The sequence below is a fragment of the Sphingomonas sp. RS2018 genome, assembly GCF_054489605.1.
In genome coordinates this window covers 1-19,526 of sequence record NZ_JBTMWL010000007.1, presented here as the reverse complement: position 1 = coordinate 19,526, position 19,526 = coordinate 1, and the positions used below count along the sequence as shown (strand labels likewise).

19 protein-coding genes and 2 pseudogenes are annotated in these 19,526 nt (G+C 61.2%); 14 read left to right on the top strand and 7 right to left on the bottom strand.

Annotated features, from left to right (window positions below; translation table 11 throughout):
- The first annotated feature begins 10 nt into the window (after nucleotides 1–10).
- The 6 genes from ACX40P_RS14965 to ACX40P_RS14940 all read left to right on the top strand — a co-directional run bounded on the left by ACX40P_RS14965 (nucleotide 11) and on the right by ACX40P_RS14940 (nucleotide 5,424).
- Nucleotides 11–787: an L-fucose dehydrogenase gene (locus tag ACX40P_RS14965; RefSeq protein WP_459127157.1), complete on the top strand. Its 777-nt coding sequence runs from the start codon at nucleotides 11–13 to the stop codon at nucleotides 785–787.
- Between the two features lie 25 nt (nucleotides 788–812).
- Complete coding sequence (fucP, locus tag ACX40P_RS14960) at nucleotides 813–2,096, top strand: L-fucose:H+ symporter permease (RefSeq protein WP_459127156.1); 1,284 nt, start codon at nucleotides 813–815, stop codon at nucleotides 2,094–2,096.
- Nucleotides 2,096–3,112, top strand: coding sequence for a zinc-binding alcohol dehydrogenase family protein (locus ACX40P_RS14955; RefSeq protein WP_459127155.1), 1,017 nt, complete (start codon nucleotides 2,096–2,098; stop codon nucleotides 3,110–3,112). The genes fucP and ACX40P_RS14955 overlap by 1 nt, the downstream gene beginning before the upstream one ends.
- 263 nt (nucleotides 3,113–3,375) lie before the next feature.
- On the top strand, nucleotides 3,376–3,582 hold the full coding sequence (locus ACX40P_RS14950; protein WP_459127154.1) for a ParD-like family protein: 207 nt from the start codon (nucleotides 3,376–3,378) through the stop codon (nucleotides 3,580–3,582).
- A 1-nt stretch (nucleotide 3,583) separates the two neighbouring features.
- Nucleotides 3,584–4,363: a type I methionyl aminopeptidase gene (gene map, locus ACX40P_RS14945; RefSeq protein WP_459127153.1), complete on the top strand. Its 780-nt coding sequence runs from the start codon at nucleotides 3,584–3,586 to the stop codon at nucleotides 4,361–4,363.
- A 209-nt stretch (nucleotides 4,364–4,572) separates the two neighbouring features.
- Entirely contained in the window at nucleotides 4,573–5,424 is an 852-nt protein-coding gene (locus tag ACX40P_RS14940; protein WP_459127152.1) for an IclR family transcriptional regulator, read from the top strand.
- Here the strand turns inward: ACX40P_RS14940 and ACX40P_RS14935 are convergent.
- Complete coding sequence (locus ACX40P_RS14935) at nucleotides 5,415–5,744, bottom strand: DDE-type integrase/transposase/recombinase (protein WP_459127151.1); 330 nt, start codon at nucleotides 5,742–5,744, stop codon at nucleotides 5,415–5,417. The two genes, ACX40P_RS14940 and ACX40P_RS14935, sit on opposite strands and share 10 nt — an antisense overlap.
- A gap of 135 nt (nucleotides 5,745–5,879) precedes the next feature.
- Between ACX40P_RS14935 and ACX40P_RS14930 the strand changes: the two genes are divergently transcribed.
- Nucleotides 5,880–9,599, top strand: a complete 3,720-nt coding sequence (locus ACX40P_RS14930; protein WP_459127150.1) for a TonB-dependent receptor — start codon at nucleotides 5,880–5,882, stop codon at nucleotides 9,597–9,599.
- A gap of 269 nt (nucleotides 9,600–9,868) precedes the next feature.
- On the opposite strand, the gene ACX40P_RS14925 is transcribed toward ACX40P_RS14930, so the two are convergent.
- Entirely contained in the window at nucleotides 9,869–10,867 is a 999-nt protein-coding gene (locus tag ACX40P_RS14925; protein WP_459127149.1) for an SDR family oxidoreductase, read from the bottom strand.
- A 290-nt stretch (nucleotides 10,868–11,157) separates the two neighbouring features.
- On the opposite strand from ACX40P_RS14925, the gene ACX40P_RS14920 reads away from it, so the two are divergent.
- Nucleotides 11,158–11,859 carry an IS6 family transposase gene (locus ACX40P_RS14920; RefSeq protein WP_459127165.1) on the top strand — a complete coding sequence of 234 codons (702 nt, stop codon included), beginning with the start codon at nucleotides 11,158–11,160 and terminating at the stop codon, nucleotides 11,857–11,859.
- Between the two features lie 578 nt (nucleotides 11,860–12,437).
- On the opposite strand, the gene ACX40P_RS14915 is transcribed toward ACX40P_RS14920, so the two are convergent.
- A complete protein-coding gene (locus ACX40P_RS14915; protein ID WP_459127148.1) occupies nucleotides 12,438–12,728 on the bottom strand; it encodes a hypothetical protein in 291 nt (96 codons plus the stop codon).
- Between the two features lie 274 nt (nucleotides 12,729–13,002).
- Between ACX40P_RS14915 and ACX40P_RS14910 the strand changes: the two genes are divergently transcribed.
- The gene (locus ACX40P_RS14910) at nucleotides 13,003–13,605 is read left to right on the top strand and encodes a 5'-methylthioadenosine/S-adenosylhomocysteine nucleosidase (protein WP_459127164.1); all 603 of its coding nucleotides are present in this window, start codon (nucleotides 13,003–13,005) and stop codon (nucleotides 13,603–13,605) included.
- Nucleotides 13,606–13,652: 47 nt separating this feature from the next.
- Here the strand turns inward: ACX40P_RS14910 and ACX40P_RS14905 are convergent, their stop codons facing one another.
- Nucleotides 13,653–13,925, bottom strand: a complete 273-nt coding sequence (locus ACX40P_RS14905) for a hypothetical protein (RefSeq protein ID WP_459127163.1) — start codon at nucleotides 13,923–13,925, stop codon at nucleotides 13,653–13,655.
- Nucleotides 13,926–14,145: 220 nt separating this feature from the next.
- On the opposite strand from ACX40P_RS14905, the pseudogene ACX40P_RS14900 reads away from it, so the two are divergent.
- The 4 genes and pseudogenes from ACX40P_RS14900 to ACX40P_RS14885 all read left to right on the top strand — a co-directional run.
- Nucleotides 14,146–14,457, top strand: a pseudogene (locus tag ACX40P_RS14900) (DDE-type integrase/transposase/recombinase); the annotation flags it as partial.
- 74 nt (nucleotides 14,458–14,531) lie between these two features.
- The gene (locus ACX40P_RS14895) at nucleotides 14,532–14,843 is read left to right on the top strand and encodes a hypothetical protein (RefSeq protein ID WP_459127147.1); all 312 of its coding nucleotides are present in this window, start codon (nucleotides 14,532–14,534) and stop codon (nucleotides 14,841–14,843) included.
- A gap of 127 nt (nucleotides 14,844–14,970) precedes the next feature.
- Nucleotides 14,971–15,948 (top strand): PEPxxWA-CTERM sorting domain-containing protein, encoded by a 978-nt coding sequence (locus ACX40P_RS14890; RefSeq protein WP_459127146.1) that lies wholly within the window; start codon nucleotides 14,971–14,973, stop codon nucleotides 15,946–15,948.
- A 95-nt stretch (nucleotides 15,949–16,043) separates the two neighbouring features.
- The gene (locus ACX40P_RS14885; RefSeq protein WP_459127145.1) at nucleotides 16,044–16,418 is read left to right on the top strand and encodes a hypothetical protein; all 375 of its coding nucleotides are present in this window, start codon (nucleotides 16,044–16,046) and stop codon (nucleotides 16,416–16,418) included.
- Here the strand turns inward: ACX40P_RS14885 and ACX40P_RS14880 are convergent.
- Together ACX40P_RS14880 and ACX40P_RS14875 are read right to left on the bottom strand one after the other, a co-directional pair.
- Nucleotides 16,415–17,032 carry an SOS response-associated peptidase gene (locus ACX40P_RS14880; protein WP_459127144.1) on the bottom strand — a complete coding sequence of 206 codons (618 nt, stop codon included), beginning with the start codon at nucleotides 17,030–17,032 and terminating at the stop codon, nucleotides 16,415–16,417. The two genes, ACX40P_RS14885 and ACX40P_RS14880, sit on opposite strands and share 4 nt — an antisense overlap.
- Nucleotides 17,033–17,102: 70 nt before the next feature.
- On the bottom strand, nucleotides 17,103–17,576 hold the full coding sequence (locus ACX40P_RS14875) for an Lrp/AsnC family transcriptional regulator (protein ID WP_459127162.1): 474 nt from the start codon (nucleotides 17,574–17,576) through the stop codon (nucleotides 17,103–17,105).
- 104 nt (nucleotides 17,577–17,680) lie between these two features.
- Between ACX40P_RS14875 and ACX40P_RS14870 the strand changes: the two genes are divergently transcribed.
- Complete coding sequence (locus tag ACX40P_RS14870; protein WP_459127143.1) at nucleotides 17,681–18,574, top strand: EamA family transporter; 894 nt, start codon at nucleotides 17,681–17,683, stop codon at nucleotides 18,572–18,574.
- An 81-nt stretch (nucleotides 18,575–18,655) separates the two neighbouring features.
- Here ACX40P_RS14870 and ACX40P_RS14865 read toward each other — a convergent pair.
- A pseudogene (locus ACX40P_RS14865) lies at nucleotides 18,656–19,526 on the bottom strand (hypothetical protein); the annotation flags it as partial.

Below are 19,526 nucleotides of genomic sequence, written 5' to 3'. Positions count from 1 at the left end.
CGGAGGGGTTATGAATCTTGAACTTGCCGGCAAGGTCGTCCTGGTAACCGGCGGTGGGGCCGGGATCGGCGGTGCGACCACGACTGTCCTGGCGGAAGAAGGGGCAATTCCCGTCGTCGTCGCCCGCAGTCCGCTGGACGGCGACTTCGCGGCGAACCTGGCAGCGCTGCAGCCCGATCACATGGTCGTCACCGCCGAACTGTCGGACGACGATGCCTGCCGTCGCGCCGTCGCCGACGTGATAGACCGGTTCGGCCGGATCGACGGTTTGGTGAACAATGCCGGCGTCAACGACGGTGTCGGGCTGGATGCCGGGGCGGGCGCGTTCCGCACTTCGCTCGACAAGAACTTGATCCATTATTTCGTCATGGCGCATCACTGCCTCGAGCCCCTGAAGGCGAGCCGCGGGGCGATCGTCAACATCTCGTCCAAAACCGCGCTGACCGGGCAGGGCGGGACGAGCGGCTATGTCGCGGCCAAGGCCGCGCAACTGGGGCTGACGCGCGAATGGGCGGCGGCGCTGGCCGGCGACGGCGTGCGGGTCAACGCCGTGCTGCCGGCCGAAGTGATGACCCCGCTCTATCGCCAGTGGCTGACCACCTTCGACGAACCTGCCGCAGCGCAGGCGCGGATCGAGGCCAAGATCCCGCTCGGCCGGCGCATGACCAGCGACCGCGAGATCGCCGACACGGTCGTCTTCCTGCTATCAGCCCGCGCGTCGCACACGACCGGACAGTGGATACTGCCCGATGGCGGCTACACCCATCTCGACCGAGCGCTGACGTGATCGCGAAACGCGGAAGGACGACCCAATGAGCGAACGCGCCCGCGCCTTTCTGATGCCCGTCATCCTCATCACCAGCCTGTTCTTTCTGTGGGGGATGGCGAACAACCTGAACGACATTCTCATCAAGCAGTTCAAGAAGGCGTTCACGCTGACCGACCTGCAGACCGGGTTTGTCCAGTCAGCGTTCTACATGGGCTATTTCCTGCTGGCGCTGCCGGCGGGGCTGACGATGCGGCGATACGGGTACAAGGCGGCGGTGGTGCTGGGCCTCGTGCTGTATGGCATCGGCGCGCTGCTGTTCTATCCGGCTGCGCAGGCGGCGCGGTACGAACTGTTCCTGCTGGCGTTGTTCGTCATCGCCGCGGGGCTTGCCTTCCTTGAAACGTCGGCCAACCCGCTCATCACCGTGCTGGGCGATCCGGCCGACAGCGAGCGCCGGCTGAACTTGGCGCAGGCGTTCAATCCGCTGGGGGCGATCACCGGGCTGCTGATCGGCAAATATCTGATCCTGTCGGGCATCGAGCATTCCGAAAGCACGCTATCGGCGATGCCGGCGGCCGAGCGGACCGCCTTCTACGTCCGTGAGACGCAGGCGGTGCAGGGCCCCTACGTCGCGATCGGCCTGTTCGTGCTGGCGTGGGCGGCGATCGTCGCATTGACCCGCTTCCCCCCGCAGGCGGACCGCCCGCCGGCCAGTGAGGCGATCGGCGGCCGTGCGATCACCCACGTGTTCCGGCACCCGCACCTGCTGGCCGGGGTCATCGCGCAGTTCTTCTACGTCGGCGCGCAGGTCGGCGTGTGGAGCTACACGATCCGCTATGCCCAGGATGCGACCGGCATCGGCGAGCGTGCCGCGGCCGACTGGGTGATCGCGGCCACCATCCTGTTCCTCGTCGGGCGGTTCGTCGGCACCGCACTGATGGGGCGGATCAATCCGGCACGACTGATGGCGGTGTTCGCCGGCATCAACGTCGCGCTGGCCATCGTTGCGGCGGTAGTCGGCGGACTGCCGGGGCTGCTGGCGCTGACCGCGATCAGCTTCTTCATGTCGATCATGTTCCCGACGATCTTTGCGATAGGCGTGAAGGGGCTGGGCAACGACACGTCGACCGGATCGGCGCTGCTTGTGATGGCGATCATCGGCGGGGCGGTGATGACGCCGGTGATGGGCGCAATCTCCACTTATTCCTCGATCCAGATGGCAATGCTGGTGCCGGCGGTATCATTTGTCATCATCGCCTGGTTCGCGATTGCGAGCATGCGCCGTGGCGTATCGACAGCGGCGATCCGCGCCGCGGGAGCGCACTGATGCTGATGAATACCGTGGTCTGCGTAGAGCCGGGGTATCTGGCGCTCGAGACGCGCGACCGCCCGGTGCGCGCGCCGGGGGACGTGATGCTGCGCATCCGTCGCGTCGGCATTTGCGGCACCGACATGCACATCTACGGCGGCACCCAGCCCTATCTCAGCTACCCGCGCGTCATGGGGCACGAGATCGCGGCGGAAGTGGTCGAGGCAGACGATGGCAGCGCGCTGGTCCGCGGCGATATCGTCTATGTCATGCCCTATCTGTCCTGCGGGACGTGTATCGCCTGTGTGCAGGGTCGCGAGAATTGCTGCACCCGCATCGAGGTGCTGGGCGTCCACCGGGATGGCGCGCTGGCCGAATATCTGACGCTGCCCGAGCGGTTCGCGATGAAGGCCGAAGGGATCGGGCTGGATGCCGCCGCGATGGTTGAGTTCCTGGCGATCGGCGCGCATGCAGTACGGCGCGCTGCCGTTCGCGCGGGGCAGCGGGTGCTGGTCGTCGGTGCAGGGCCGATCGGTATCGCCTGCGCGATCTTCGCCAAGGCGGCGGGCGGCATCGTCACCGCGCTCGACGGGCGGCAGGACCGCCTCGACTTCTGCCGAGACGCGATTGGCATCACCTTTTGCGTGACGCTAGACGTAGATAGCGATGCCGAGCTGGCCGCTCTGACTGACGGCGACATGTACGATGTGGTCTTTGACGCGACCGGCAATCCGCGCGCGATGGAAGCCGGTTTTACCCGATTGGCACATGCCGGCACATACGTGTTGGTATCCGTCGTACAGGCCGACATCCGTTTCTCTGACCCGGAATTTCACAAGCGCGAGACAACATTGCTAGCTAGCCGCAATGCAACGCGTCAGGATTTTGAGCATGTGGCCCGCGCGATACGTGACGGGACCGTGCCCACCGCCGCGCTCGCGACTCATCGCGTCGCGCTGCGCGACCTGCCCAGTGCGTTGCCGCGCTGGCTAGATCCCAAAAGCGGCGTCATCAAGGGGCTGGTCGAAGTGTAATGGGCTCCGTCGAACTAAATGCGCCGGCAGCCGCGACAGCGCTGGTGTTACTTCCATGATGTAAATGGGCGGCGGTGATCGTCGCCTGCTTCGTCGGTGCGGCCTAGCTGCCCTGCCAAAATTGGCGAACTACCGGAAGCGCCCAAACACTTTCCGCATCCCCTAAAAACAGCCAGCTAAAATCGGTCGGTCGCCCCCCTTTGATTGACGAATCATAGGCGAAGCGTATATGTTTCATATCTTTTCGGCTGGGGTGGTAATCGATGGGCATCGTGAAAATCGACGATATGCTGCACGAAGAAGCTCGCAAGGCCAGCACCGTCATGTGCCGCTCCATCAATGCCCAAGCTGAGTTTTGGATGAAGATCGGTATGCTAGCCGAAACAAACCCGACCCTTTCGTTTAATGAGATCCTCAAAGGGCAGTTGGCCACCGTTCACGTCCACCTGATCGAAGCTGAAGCAGCCTGACATGGTGAAAACCTCTGACGAACTCGCGCTTATGCGCATCTCTGGCAAACTGCTCGCCTCAGTCTTTGAAATGCTCGACGGCCACGACCTGAATGGAATGTCGACGCTGCAGATCAATGATATGGTAGAGCAATTCATCACCGTTGATTTGGCCGCACGTCCCGCAAGCAAGGGGCAATATGGATTCAAGTTCGTTCTGAACTGTTCAATCAATCATGTCGTCTGCCACGGCGTGCCAAACGACGACGAAATTGTTCGCGACGGCGACATCATCAATCTCGACATCACGCTGGAGAAGAACGGCTTCATAGCGGATTCGAGCAAGACGTATTTGGTCGGCAACACGCCGCCTGCTGCGCAGCGGCTGGTACGCGTTGCGCAGGAGGCAATGTGGAAGGGCATCGGCCAGGTTCGACCCGGCGCCCATATTGGCGACATTGGCTTTGCAATCGAGCGTCACGCCAAAATGCATGGCTATTCGGTCGTGCGCGAATTTTGCGGGCATGGCATCGGCCGCGAGATGCACGAGGAGCCTCAAGTCATGAACTTCGGACGCCCGGGGACGGGTGTGCGGTTGCGCGAGGGCATGGTGTTCACGATCGAACCCATGGTCAATCAAGGCACCCGGAGGGTCTCTACTCAGGAAGACGGTTGGACGGTCGTGACGAATGATCGAAAGCTGTCGGCCCAATTCGAACATACGGTTGCGGTTACCGGCGATGGGGTGGAGGTTCTAACGCTTCGTTACGACGAGAAGCAGAGTGCGTGGCTCGCTAGGTAACGCTGAAACGTCTACCCTTCTTATGCTGGTCCCAAAAAACCGGACCGCTTTCGGGTGTCGACGTCGATACGCTCTGCATCTTTCGGATCCCTGCAGGAACCGCCAGCCTTCGGACAGGAGCGTGACCTTGCGATCGGCCGCCATGGCGACGCAGGCGTCATTCATTCGTGAGGTTGACCTTACCAATATGCCATATCAGGGTGAGCCGCATGTCGATCCACCATTCCGTCAGAACGATGCCCGAAGGTGAGGAAGACCGCGCGCTTTCTTCGCCACCTGGATCGGACGATGCGGCCGGTGCGATAGATGGGCGGAATACACCCGGCAGTCGGACTCTGTTGCGCGGGCTCGACATCCTTGGTCACCTAGCCGCGGGCCCGCTAAGCCTTGCGCAGTTGACCGAGAGACTGGCACTCCATCCTGCCACGACCCATCGGCTAGTGTCGGCTTTGATCAAACGAGGCTTCGTTACCAAGTCGCGTCCCCGCACCTATCGTTTAGGTCGAAGAATGCTCCAATTAGGAGCATCTGCGCGCGCGCAATTCGACGTTCTTGATGTTGCGCGCCCTCAAATGGTCGCTCTATCCAAGCTGACAGGAATGAGCGCCGTTCTCGTGCAGCGGATCGCCAGCGACGCCGTCATCGTCGATGTTGCCCCGGGATCGGAGGCCGTTTTAGTTCGCAGCCACATTGGGGAACGTTCGCCACTTGCGACCACGGCGGCCGGCATAGCCTTGATCCTGGATGAAAGCCTTGCCGAACGAAAATTGCTTTTCGATGCTGCGTCTCGCGGGTCAATAAGTTGGTCATATAATAGTTGGTTGGCGGAATTCGACCGATGGAAAAGATATGACGTTGTCCGCCTCCTTGATGAGTACGATGACATCCATTCCATCGCTTGCCCCATCCGCGATGCAAACGGCGATGTGATAGCGGCGTTGTCAATCCTCACGGCCTCGCGACGAGATACTCAGCTTGCTGATGTCGTTGAAGCGGTGCGTGCGGCGTCTGCTTCCATCGGCCACGAATGCGGCTGGAATTTACCCGAAAGTCATTCTTGACGCAGACGGAGCCGAACTTCCGTACCGTCTTCAACTCCTGAAACGCAACATCGCTGGCCCCCTTCAGCGGAACGGCGAATGGCTGGGCTACTCGCCCAGCGGTCGAATCGCTGCTTCTCGGCCTTACCGAGCTCATTGATGGCGACACGGTGACTGCGTAGGCCATCGGTCATGATCGCTTCCGGCGCGTCGTGACGCCTTAGCGCGTTCTTGATGAAACCGAGCGCCGCCACCTTGTCACGGGACCTAGTGACATGGCTGACCTCGCCTGTCGCTTCGATCGACGGGGCCTGGGCACGCCCCTCCCTTTGGAGTGTCACCTTAGCGTCACATAATTGGCAAATATCGCATCCCCGCAAGGGTTAAATTGACAGACAATCTCACTTTTTGCATAAGTGTGCATATATTGGAACAGCGGGCGAATCTGAGAATTCGCAGCTTTCAGGGAGGGGATTATGACAGTCACGGACACTCGGCGTCGTCGCGCAGCCGCCACCACGTCGTGGATGGCGCTAAGTCTTGTCCTTGCTTTTGGCGCAAGCGCTGCGCAGGCCCAGTCGACCGGCGGTGCGCCGCAGCCGTCCGGTTCAGTCGTCGAGGATGAGGGGCAACTCAGCCAGGAGATCCTAGTCGTCGGATCGCGCGCCAGCCAGCAGTCCGCAAACAACCGCAAGAAGAACGCCGCGACCGCGACCGACTCGCTGGTCGCCGACGATATCGGCTCGTTCCCCGACCGCAACGTCAACGAAGCGATCTCGCGCATCCCGGGCGTGGCGCTGACCCGTAACATCTTCGGTGAGGGCGAGGGCATCGCCGTACGCGGTAACGGGCCCGACCTAACCCGCGTAGAGCTTGATGGCGTCGGTGTGCAGGGTACAAATGCACTGGCAATCGACGGCACCGGCAGTCGCGGCGCCGACCTGCGCGAGCTGCCGGCCGAACTCATCAAGAGCGTGGACGTCGTAAAGGGCTCGACCGCCGATATGACCGAAGGGTCGCTCGGCGGCGGCATTCAGATCAAGACGCGCAGCGGCCTCGACTTTAAAAAGCCTTACTTCTCGTTCCGTGCCGGCGCGCAGCAGAACTCGCTGGGCCGCGATTGGACACCGGACTTTAATGCCGTCACCGCCCGACGCTTTTTCAACGATCGCCTCGGCGTCATCGTTAGCGGCACGTACTCGAAAATTCAGAATAATGGTCATGGTTACGAAACGACCACCAGCAACAATCGTAATTACAATCGTCTTTACGACTTCGACAACTCTCCGGAAAAGACGTTTACCTTCAATCCGTCCACGGTCGGCACCGACGCGGCCGACGTACCGTTTGCCAATAGCACGGCGCCGGACGGTACGACGCTGACGCCGCGCGAACTCGTGACCCTGGCAGCCGGCGCACAAACCAAGGCGCAATGTCTGTCGATCTTCCCGAATATCGCTGCGCCGACTGCCAACCAATCAACCGCCCAAAATGCGGTGCGCACGCAGCGGATTCTGGAGCAGCAGACCTGCCTTAACCAGTGGAACGACTATACCCCGTCGCTGATCCGCAATTTTATGAACACGCAGACGGACGAGCGCTACTCGTTTGACGCGCGGTTCGACTATCGCGTGACCGACAATCTGACGGTATTTATCAAGGGGACGCGGGCGGACCGTAAGGTCCACGATCAGAACCGCAGCCGCAACCAGCTGGCTGGAAATAACGGCATCTTCAACAGCAACCTTGCAGGAACCTTCGTCGACACGACAACCGGCTACCCCCTGATACGATCGGTGTCGCCGAATGCTCCGGCTGGGTACGCCGCGTTCGATCAGCAATTCGGCCTGACATCTGTCACTTCGATCGTGAACGGCGTTAACAGTGTTCGTCCCGTCTACGGCAACGTGCTGAACGTCGTGCCTGGCAGCGTGACCGTGGATTCTGCGCATAACGTCACGCAGATGACCCTGACGAACAATGTCGTTAACATCGATCAAATCGAAAACAAGATCGATACCGAAACCGCCTATGCGCAGGCTGGCGCGGAATGGCGTAGCGACAATCTGGATATCGACTTGTTTGGCGGCATGACGCGCGCTCAAACAAGCCGCGGCGACATGCGGACTAATAGGTCCTATACCTATGGGGACGCTACGATTGTCCGTCAGGATAATGGGCTATGGGACATTCAGGTTCCGTCGAACTACGACGAGACGAACCCGGCCAGTTATGTGCAGGTCACTACACCGGCCTGCGTATCTGGGGGTACTAACCCGGCAACCTGCGTTGGCCAGGCCGCGGTAGCGGCGGGTCCGAATGGCCCGGCGACGCCTGCGTACCTTGTGTCGCAGCTACCGCAAGTCACCCCGCTCTTCGGCGTTACCTATTCGCCCCGACTTGGCATCTCGAAAGAGAAAATTGCCAAGCTGGACCTGACGTATCGTATCGACGACATGCCATTCTTTACTCGGGTCAAGATTGGCGCGCAGTATCGCAATGGCCAGATCAGTCGGTGGGGCGGAGGCGGCTACACCGCTCAAAGTGCAGTCGGAGCTTTTGGTACTGCTGGCTACGTGCCCGCCGTGATCGTTCCAACCGCGCAGGTGCGTGGCAGCTTCCGGGCATGCCAGCCCACGGCGGGGTCAAGCGCGGCAGGCGGCCTTTCGTGCAACTATGGTTTCGTGCCGTCTACAAATCCGCTAAACGTCAGGTCCGGCGTTGACACGCTGACACCGCAGCAGCTGCGTGATCTTTTCGCCGCGACCCTGGAACAGTCCGATTCGAAGTATTTCGGCGACCTGCCGAACCGCGGATCGCTGCCCGATGCATGGCAGGGCATTCGAACAGACGAACTGTTCGCGCAGCTCGGTGGGTCGCAGTTCCTCAACGCCGACTGCCTCATCCGCTGCGTTGGCAGCGACGGCAAAGTCTATGAGCAACCCGTAACGCGCACCAATGAGACCATCAAAAATCTCTATGCGTTGGTCGATTTCGAACAGCAGCTGCCATACGGTTTGCTGTTCAACGGTAACGGGGGCGTGCGTGGCATCTTTGCAAACGTGTCGGGATCAGGCCTGCAGACGATTAACTCGACCCGGGTGACGCCGGCATTCAACCCGGCTGATCCAAACAACGCTACTGGCATTATCGTCCAAAGCTTTGCTTATGTTGGTACGCTGAATTCGAAGACTCGTGATTGGCTGCCCAGCGTCAACCTGAACCTTTGGGCGTTCGACAAGAGTGTGGTGCTACGCGCCTATGGCGGCAAGACGGTCGCGCGTCCGCCGATCGACCGTCTCATTCCTGGCGGTACCTGCAATATTGACGAACGCCAGTTGCTGGACGACGCGGAGGACACGTTTGGATGCTCCGGCCGCTTGGGGAATCCGGCATTGAAGCCTTTCACGGCGTGGAACTATAATTTCAGCGTGGAGTGGTATCCGAATGCGGATACGACCTTCGCTGCAACGTACGGCATCCTCGACGTCAAGATTGGCAACCCGATCGCCGTGACGTCCGTTCTGCGTCCGTTCGCAAACAGCGACCTGATCGATCCCGGCACGGGCCGGCCATTGAGCGAAGTGCAGTTCAGCGTGCCGACCTGGGCCAACGGCCCCGGCTACAAGCGCAATATCTATGAGTTCTCGGTGAAGACCGCGTTCACATCGCTGCCTTGGATCTTCCGCCACACCGGCGTCGACGCCAACTTGTCCATCCTCAAATCGGTAGTAACGACGGGCCAGCAGGATCCGAACTCTGGCACTATTCTTGCGCCGCCAGACGAGTCCAAATATTATCTAAACACGTCGCTTTGGTATGATGACGGCACATTCAACCTGCGCGTCGCCTATCAGAAGCGCACGTCGCGGTTCCTGTGCGTCACGCCTTGCGGTGGCAATACTACCGACATCAACTATCCGGGAGAGCAATGGACAAACGTCCGTTTGGTTGGCCCCGGCTACAATCCAGGCGTCGCGCGGTATTTCGATGGCAGCGAGTTCTGGGACGCCAAAGCTTCCTGGAACGTGAACCGGAATTTCCAGGTTTATCTGGAAGGACGGAACGTGACGCGTCAGGCACAGACTATATCCACTGGCGACTTTATCAAATTCGCCGACGGTACTCCGCGAGTGCTGCAGCTGTTGTACGGTGGCCGGCGCATTCTTGCCGGTGCGCGGCTCCAGTTCCGTTGAGCTGACGAAGGGGCGTTCCCGCGGAGCGCCCCTTCTGCTCGACTGTAAACAGTGTTGTGTAACGTAATGCGTCTACGCCGCCGCAACGGAAGCTTAAGCGCTGTCAAAGTAACGGCAGCACCAGCGCCGGTCGCGATCAGCCAGACTTAGATTAGCGTCCGCACGGCCAACATCTGCCCTACCTAGCGGGTCAGGCTTGGCCGTACGTCGGTCATTTGGCTGCTGTAATCTACCAACCGTCTTGCCCGCATGTTCAGCACCGTCTTTCTTTACGGAAACCCTGTTCCACCGTGCGCTCCGACCGCGGTGCCGGTTGAAAACGTAGCTTCACTTGAGGCCAGAGCAACGAATAGCGATGCAAGTTCTGCCGGCTGGCCCGCGCGGCCGAGGGAAGTGTCTTGTCCAAACTCGTGCATTTTGCCCGGCAGCTGGCCGCCCGCGACTTGCAAAGGGGTCCAAACAGGACCGGGGGACACTGCGTTCACACGTATCCCTTTTTTTGCCAGTTGCTTCGCCATCCCACGCGTCAGATTCTGGATTGCGGCTTTGGTCGAGGCATAGTCGATCAGATCTTCGCCCGGGTCATAGCTGTTCTGGGAAATGGTGTTGATGATGACCGATCCCGGCGGCAGCGATGGGATCGCCGCCTTCGAGAAGCGGAAAACGTGAAAGACATTGGTTTCGTAAGTGCGGACGAACTGGTCGTCGGAGATTTCCATGATGTCCGACTTAGACTGTTGATAGGCGGCATTGTTGACCAGCAGGTCGAGCCCGCCGAGTTGTGCGATCGCACGCCGCACCGTGTCTTCGCATGCCCGCTGTGTGCGGATGTCGGCAGGAAGGAGTACCGACTTGCGCCCAGCCCGGCGAATAAGGTCCGCAACCTCACGTGCATCGGGTTCTTCGCTCGGATGGTAGTTGATAGCTACATCAGCGCCTTCGCGCGCAAAGGCGATCGCAGCAGCGCGTCCGATCCCGCTGTCGCCTCCGGTTACTAGCGCTTTCCGGCCGGAGAGCTTGCCTGATCCGCGATAGCTCGTTTCCCCGTGATCGGGGCGAGGTGTCATCTTGCTAGCCAGGGCCGGCCACGGTTGGCGCTGCTCGGGAAAGGGCGTGCGAGTATAGGCAGTGCGTGGATCGCGTAGCGCCGGGACGGACGGTTCTTCGATGGCCGCTTGCGCTAACGCAGCACCAGGTGCAGCGGTCGCCGCTAGTCCAGCTGCGGCGCCACCCAAGACGCTCCGTCGGACGCTGTCGATATCGCTCATATTTGGTCCTCTCGGAGCCGCCCGGCGAGTTATGGCCCGGCAAGGATCAATGCATAATCTGGCTAAACCCATTTTTTCGTGGGATGATCCACAAAATGGCATGCATTTTCGCACGAACTCGCGACAGCCGGCCAATGTCTTTCACAAACAAGCGTCCGTTTCGCGGGCGTTCGCAGCGGCTGGAGCGTCCGAGACTAAGGTGACTCCGCTTCGAAGGGCTCCGTCAAACCAACGTGGTAGCCGGGGCAGGGGACTGGTATTGATGGCGGATGAGCCGGAAATCGAGGGCGCTGCCGCCTAGCCCGTTTCGCCGTTTCAATTCCTCGCCAGAGGTGATCCGGCTGGTAGTGCTGATGTACGTGCGCTTCCCGCTGTCGTTGCGAAACGTCGAAGACCTGCTGTTCGAGCGCGGGATCGACATCTGCCATGAGAAGGTAAGGCTGTGGTGGAACAGGTTTGGCCCGCTATTCGCCGGCGACATCCGTCGCCAGCGCATCAGCCGGATGCGGGGCTTTCGCCACTGGCGATGGCACCTCGACGAGATGTATGTGAAGCTGAACGGCGAGATGGTCTATCTGTGGCGAGCGGTGGATCACGAAGGCGAGGTGCTGGAGAGCTACGTCACCAGAACACGCGACAAAGGGGCAGCGCTGGCCTTCATGAAGAAGGCACTGAAGCGTCACGGCGCGCCCAACACCATCACCACCGACGGGCTGCGCAGCTATGGCGCGGCGTTGGATGAACTGGGCTGCCGGGATCGCCACGAGATCGGCCGCTGGGCCAACAACCGGGTCGAGAACAGCCACTTACCGTTCCGACGAAGGGAGCGGGCAATGCTGCGGTTCAGGCAAATGAAGACGCTACAAAAGTTCGCCTCCGTCCACGCCAACGTCCACAACCACTTCAGCCTTGAGCGTCACCTCATCGACCGACAAACCTACCGGGAACGACGCTCCGCCGCGCTGGCGGAGTGGCAGATCCTTGCGAGCTAGGCGGCGACCTTCAAAGACCCAAGTGCATCGTGTGGAGAGCGGTTCGCGTTAGACTGACAGCACCCACCGGAGGGTTTCGCCAAGCGCCCTTTCCCCGCCGACGGCATCCTGGGTAACGCCGCACTATGGGACGGGATGGTCGTGCTGATCCTGACCGGCCGCACCGATTTCGGCTATATCGTGCCGTCGAAGCCTTAGCCTTCAGCGACGGTGGCTGTCGGCGACGTAGCGCGCCGCTTTGCCAGCCGTGTAACGGGTGCTGTCAAACGTACGCACCTACTCTTCTGAAACGGTCGCTCACGATATTTTTATCGGCGCTGGGGCATGCAAGCGGAGCTGTCAGAGCTGCGAACCCGTTCGGCTATGTTCAGAGAGAGCTGCCGCTTGCCTGCCGATGGGCAGGCAAGCGGGGATGAAACACGCGCTGAGTGCGGATCTTGCCGTTGCTTTGACAGCTCGTCCGCGGCCGCTCGCTCTTGCGTTGCACCCTGCTTCGGAGCGCCTTCAGCACCGTCGATGACGGTCGGAGCCGCGGGAACGTGATGTCTAACTCGCTACTACGTAGCCGCTCGAAACGCTCACAACGGCTTATCGATTTCGAGCAGTTCCAGCGGTTGCGCAAGCGTTCCAACGGCAACGTACAGGCGCTCGACTCCGACATTCGTCGCCCAGACTAATCCTGCTGCTTCAGCGGCTTCAGCGGTCTGGAAGGTCGGTGCGCCAACTATCGATACGGACTCGGCGTCATCAACCCCGACACACAGGGCTGAAGCGGTCAGTTTGAAAGCAGATTCGTCAGTTTGCTCGACGCGAATGCAATCAACATCGAGTGGCGCTTGCTTCCCTGGGGGCAATCTTGTGATCTCCATTGAACGCTTCTCCCTTGCCGAACAGATGAACGCAGTCGCGACAGGAGGGGTCCTGCGAAAATCGGCTAACCGACCGCTATGCGTCACGCTTCGATCACCACCGGAAGCGATAGCCAAATCACTGATTGGAAACGTTGCGGCGTCCGCCTGAGCAGCTGTCGCTGAACCGCCAGAACGGTGTACGTATCGGAACTTGGCGGGACTCGCTCGCGCGCTGGCTGCGGGCTGCTGGTTGCGTCGGGCGGAAGTGGATGTCGTCAAGGAGCCGCTCGTGATGCAAAGAGTCGTAAACCAACGCATCCTGTTCGTGATGGCGACAGATCATGAGTACCGTGATCAATTACGCGCGCGCATTAAGCCGCTTATCACCGGCGTCGGCCCTATAGAGGCTTCGATCGGCACGACGATTTGCCTCGAGCAGCTCAGGGTTATGAACGAGTTGCCCGACTTTGTCGTCTCACTCGGCTCTGCAGGTTCAAGTCGTTGCGCCGTCGGAGGCGTGTATCAGATCGCATCGGTATCGTGGCGTGATATGGACGCATCGCCGATCGGGTTCGCGCCCGGAGTGACCCCGTTCGCAGACCATACCGCGGTCATAAGCCTGCCGACACCGTTAGCTGAGGTACCTACTGCCACCCTGTCGACCGGTAGCGATATAGTCTTGGCCGATCGCTATGCGGCCATCAAAGCCGACCTAGTCGATATGGAGACCTTTGCGGTATTGCGCGCGTGCCAACGTTTCGGCGTACCGATGATGGGCCTTCGCGGTGTTTCCGATGGTCCTGGCGAGCTTGACGGCATCGAGGGTTGGAAAGAGCTTCTCCCATTGCTCGACGAGCGACTGGCGGCAGCAGTGGACCTTTTGGTCCGCCGGTAAACGACGCCCGGGTGCTGTCAAACCTAACGCACCGACCTTCCGAGTACCTAAGCTAACGTGTTCTTCGGGGTAGTGCGGCACGCCGGTCGTGCTGTCAGTGATGCGAACTTGCTCGGCTTGGTTCTGGGAACAGAGCCGTTCGCCTGCCGAGGGGCAGGCGAATGGGGGCATAAACTCGCATCGGGTGCGCCCGGTGCAGTTGCTTTGACAGCGCCGGTCACCGCTACGCTGTAGCAGGTCTGGTCGCCGCGCTTGCCGCGCACCACGGCGTGCCCCTTCTTGCGCAGGCCGGTCAGCGCAGCGCGCGTCGTGTGCGGCAGCCAGCCGGTTGGATGGTGCTGTCAAACCCAACGCACCGACTTTCCGAGTATCCAAGCTAACGTGTTCTTCAGGGGTAGTGCGCCACGCCGGTCGTGCTGTCAGTGCTGCGAACTTGCTCGGCTTGGTTCTGCGAACAGAGCCGTTCGCCTGCCGAGGGGCAGGCGAACGGGGCATAAACTCGCATCGGGTGCGCCCAGTGCAGTTGCTTTGACAGCGCCCCATGGCTCTCCCGAGGCGATCACCACCGACGGCCTGCGTTCCTACCGGGCAGCGATGAAAGACCTGGGCAATGCCAAGAAGCAGGAGGTCGGACGCTGGGCCAACAATCGCGTCGAGAACAGCCACTTGTCATTCCGAAGACGCGAGCGAGCGATGCTTAGTTTCAGGCGCATGAAATCGCTACAAAAGTTCGCTAGCGTGCATGCCAACGTCCACAACCACTTCAATCTCGAACGCCATCTCGTCGACCGACAGACCTACAAAGAACGCCGCTCAGCCGCCCTGTCTGAGTGGTGCCAGCTCGCGTGTTAGACGCTCGCGCTCAAAGAACGGACTCCCTCATGCAGAGACGAGTTCGCATTAGACTGACAGCACCCTTCATCATTTTGGAGGGCACGGATCCCCACGACCGGATCGAGATCCGCGGTAACGGCTTCCTCGTCTACGGCGATCAGGGCAATGCCGAAGGGTGGTTTAATGAGCCGCCGATGATGCTGCTCGACGAGGATCCCGCCCCGCCAGCGACCGATGACCAGCAGGACGACTACGACTGCGACCGTGCGATGAACGCTCAACCCAAGCTTTCACCCGAATACCAACGCGCTGCGTGGACGAGCAAAATCAGCAGACTAAACAGCGGGCTAGTAGGATGTGGCGCTACGACGCCGGATCGCGATCACTACTTCAAAGCATATTAACCCCATCCCGAAGCGTATCAAAGCGAGACGTCGGAAGCTTAACTATGAACTAACGCTAGCATCAGATGAACGACGTGTTAATGACCCTGCAGGGGGCAGCATGAGTCGCGGCCTGTGGGGGGAAGTCATGAAAATGCTCAAGAAGACTGTCGCTTTGGCGCTGACTGCTACTGCTGGCCTTATGGCCGCTACGCCGGCGAACGCTGCACTCACTCTGTTTCAGCAGTACAGCGGCAACGTAGGCCTTTCGACAGCCGGTGCTGGCTCGACCGCTAGCAGCTACGGCGTCAATGCCTTCGTACCGTTCGGCGCGACTGTCATCAGCGCGCATCTTTATCAGACCAACGTCCAGAATCAGGCGATGCAGTCGGTGTCTCTGAACGGCAACGCACTGACGTTCAGCAGTCTTGGCGGCAGCTATGGCGCTGGTCGGGCAGATGTGACCTCGATCGTGTCTTCCGTCGTCAACGGCGGTGCCGGTGGTACTTATAATTTCACGGTGGGCGAAGGCGTCTCCGGACTTACTGACGGCACCGCTCTTGTCGTTGTCTATAGCCTGGCATCGCTGCCAACCCAGACCGTTGCAATCCTCGATGGTTTCGCCTCGAGCGGCGGTGACACCACGACGCTGAACTTGGCGAGTCCGGCTGCGAATGGCTTCACTGGCGAAATGCGTCTTGGCATCGGCTTCAGCTACAACGCTGGTGACACTGCGACCCAGGTCTCGACGGTCAACGTCAACGGGACGACGATCACCAACGTTGCAGGCAATTTCGATGATGGCAGCGCTTCCAACGGCGCCCTGATCACCGTCGGTGGCAACGATGATCCGTTCTCGACACTGCTGCCCACCGTTACGCAGGATCATGAGCGTTACAACATCGCCCCCTATGTCAACGTCGGCGATACCGCGATCACGGTGCGGACCAACAATGCGTCGAACAACGACAACATCTTCCTCGCAGCCTTTGTGGTCAGCGGTGGCGCATCGGTGAATGGCGCCGTGCCTGAGCCCGCTACCTGGGCCATGATGACGCTCGGCTTCGGCGGTATTGGCTTTGCCATGCGTCGCAAGAAGACCACGACGCGTATCCGCTTCGCCTGATAGGGTACCCCCCTGGTCAGGCTGAGGAAGCCGTCGATCGAAAGGTCGGCGGCTTTTTCTTTGTTGGGTGTATTGAGGCGCGGGAGGGACAATTAATGGCACTCACGATCAACCTCTTCGTCGACATACCGATGGTGCGTTTGTCCGGCGACGTCGGCGCGATCCTTGAACCCGAGGGCACGCACGGTGTCGGCGACAGGTTCGTCGTCGAGTTGAGCGACGGACGCCGCCTCTCCGGCCGGCTCGGGGTAGCGTTCGACGAACCGGGCCAGGCCGCCGGTGTGCGCCTGCTCGACTACAGCACCCTTGGCACCGATGGTCCGGTGCAAACGCTGGTGAACGGCGTCGCGGAGGTCAGCGGACATGTTGCCTGGGCGAAGGTGGCGACCCCGCACGCGATAGACGCTGCTGAGCGCCACAGCGAGCCGACGATCGCAAATGACGAATGGGTGCCGGAAGATCCGGACTAGGCCACCGTCATCAGCTGCGCCGGATACGGCTGAGCCAGCTCCGCCGCCGGCGCACCGTCGAGCCAGCGCTGCTCGTCCTCGTCCTGCAGAATTACCGGCATCGCTTTCGGGTGGATCGGCCCGACGATGCTGTTGGGCTCGCATGTGAGGAACGCGAACCGGACGCCGCCCTCGGTCGGACGCCATATCCCGGCAAAGTTGAAGATGGGTCGCGACGGGATGTCGAACCAGTGGAGCGGCAGCTTGCCGTCCGCTCCGCGGGTTTGGCCGTACTCGCTGAACGTCGTCACCGGCACGAGACAGCGTTGTGCCGGACGGTCTAGCATCGATCGCCAGAACGGTGACGACAGGTTGCGGACGTTGGTCACGTCCTTCGTCAGCATGATGGGCTTGCCGGTCGCCTTGTCGATGCGTTTGCCGGGTACCTGCGTCGGAATGCCCCACGCCATCGTGTCGAGAATGCGCGCGCCGTCCACCTCCCGCACCACCCACGACACCGTCTTCGGGAACAGTTCAGAGGGCGGCAGGCTCAGGTCAGGCGGATACGGCACCTTGACGCCGTAGCGCCGCGCCAGATCAGCCTGCCCGGCAGACATGCGGTATCGATTGCACATGCGCCGATCATGTCATCATCAGGCGTTGTCGCCAATGTCCGCGTACGCCCAGAAGCAGACACAGTGAAAGTCAGGCTACGGGCACTGGACTGAACGGTTTGACCTGCCGGATTACGACAAGCGTCTTGAAGGTGCGGACGTGCTCGTTAGCCGAGAACAGTCGGCTCGCCAGCTCGTCGTAGCCCTCCATGTCACGTGCTACGATCCGCACCGCTAAGTCGTGATCGCCGGTGACGTTCCATGCCTCGACTACGTCGGGCTCCCGCGCAAGCAGTCGCATCATCTCGTCGATCGTGCGCGCACCTTCGCGTTCCAGCGTGACCATCACAATCATGGATAGCGACCAGCCAAGCGTCCGTGGGCGCACGATCGCGACCTCCCGTTCGATCACGCCCTCTTCGCGCAGCCGACGGATGCGGCGGTAGCATGCTGGTACCGACAGCCCCACCGCCTCGGCGATAGCGGCCACCGGGCGTCGCGTGTCGATCTGCAACAGCTCCAAGAGCCGCCGGTCGAAGTCGTCGAGGAAAACGGTTCGGTTCATCAAAGCCACAAGTACCGATAAACTTTATCGCCAGCGAGCCAATTTCGACCACGTCGGTCAGGGCCGGGGCGTAGATTGCGGTCTCAGCCTTCAGCGAGACTCACATGACAATGATTGCCGTCGCCCACCCACCCCGTCGGGGTATCGACCTCATCGCCATTGCCGCGCTTACGGGCTCACTTTTGGCAATCAGCATCGGCGCCTCGTTCGCAAAGGGTCTGTTTCCCGCCGTTGGTCCGGAAGGCGCGACGGCATTGCGATTAATCTTCAGCGCCTTCGTACTGTCAGTCGTGTTCCGTCCCTGGCGTTCGCTCACCTTCGCTGGGTGGCGCTCACTCCTGCCTTACGGCATCGCACTCGGGGTGATGAACCTCGTCTTCTACAAGGCGCTGGCGTTCATCCCCTTGGGCATAGCGATTGCGATCGAGTTTACCGGACCGCTCGCTGTTGCTCTGCTCACGTCGCGGCGTAAGAGCGACTTTTTTTGGATTGCGCTAGCGGTCGCGGGCCTAGCGCTTCTGTTGCCAATCTGGAGCACTGCAGCGCAGCTCGATTGGCGCGGAGTTACTCTGGCCGCCGCGGCCGGGGCGTGCTGGGCGATCTACATTCTCGTTGGGAAAAAGGCCGGACAGGAGCACGGCACCACTGCGGTTGCCGGCGGGATGGTCATTGCAGCGCTCGTTGCGGCTCCGATAGGCATTGCACACGGTGGCGCGGCGATCCTGCGCCCGGAGGTGCTTATGCTCGGACTTGTCGTTGGGATCGTGTCCAGTGCGCTTCCCTATACGCTTGAAATGATCGCGCTGCCGCGATTGCCGACCAACACCTTCGGCACGCTTCTGAGCGCAGAGCCGGCTGTCGGCGCGCTTGCCGGTCTCGTCCTCCTCGGGGAGGCGCTGGCAGGTTCGCAGTGGTTGGCGATCGGACTGATCGTATGCTCCTCCGTCGGTGCTGCGGTTACAGCTAAAGGTGGCGCAGCGCCGGCACCCGCTGCCTGAACACGCGATAGGATCCGTCACTTGACATGGAAGGGGCAACCGCCCGCTGTTCACCAAAGTCGAACGCGGTTGCGCCTCCGCTCACGAGATCAACCCGCGTACCTGCTCGTCCCACGCGGCTGGCACGCCGCAGCCCAGCGTCAACTCGCTGATCGTGGCCGCGGTGCCATGACGCCCCTTCATTACGGCCTCGACCACCTTAGGACTGAGGAAAGCGAGCCGCAGCACGCGGGTCATGTAGGAGGGCTTTACGCCTTCGCGGAGCGAAAGCGAGGTGATGTAGAGCTCGCCCTTGCGCAGCTCGGCCCACCAGCGGTGCGACTTGGCGATCAGCCGCAGCAGCGCGGTGTCGGGTGCTGCGACCAGCGGCGCGCCGGCGGCATCGACCAGCTTTACGACGGAGCCAGTGCGCGTGATCCGTGCCGTGCTGGCTAGCGTCATCGTCGCTGTGTCGGTCGGGGCGGGGAGGTTGATGAGCCTGGCCAGCTCAGCGCTGGCGCAGTCGATCTGGACCGCATCGTGGGTTATCCGCACCCGCTGGATCAGCGCGTCGAGGATCGGGCGGTTGCGGGTGACGTTGGGGGGCGCTGTAGATCCTGTGGCCCGCCGCAACGTGTCGGCGTCAAGCGGCAGCCCGAGATCCGCGGCGAGCGCGATTGGGTCGGCAAGCGCAGCAGCGATGCGGTCGATGACCAGGGTCTCGAGTTCGCGCGCGGGGATGCGCATCTCGTCACCACGCCCGTGCCGCGTGGCGTAGTAGCGGTAGCGGGTGGTGCCCTTGCTGGCATGATCGCAGATGAGCGGGTGACCCTGCTCGTCCTCGACCTTGCCGGCAAGCAGGCTGGCGTTCTGGACATAGGCGCGACTGCGGTGCCCCTGCAGGTTTTCGGCAAGCTTGCGCTGCACCTGCTCGAAGATGTCCGGATCGACGATGCCGCGGTGCAGGCCGGGG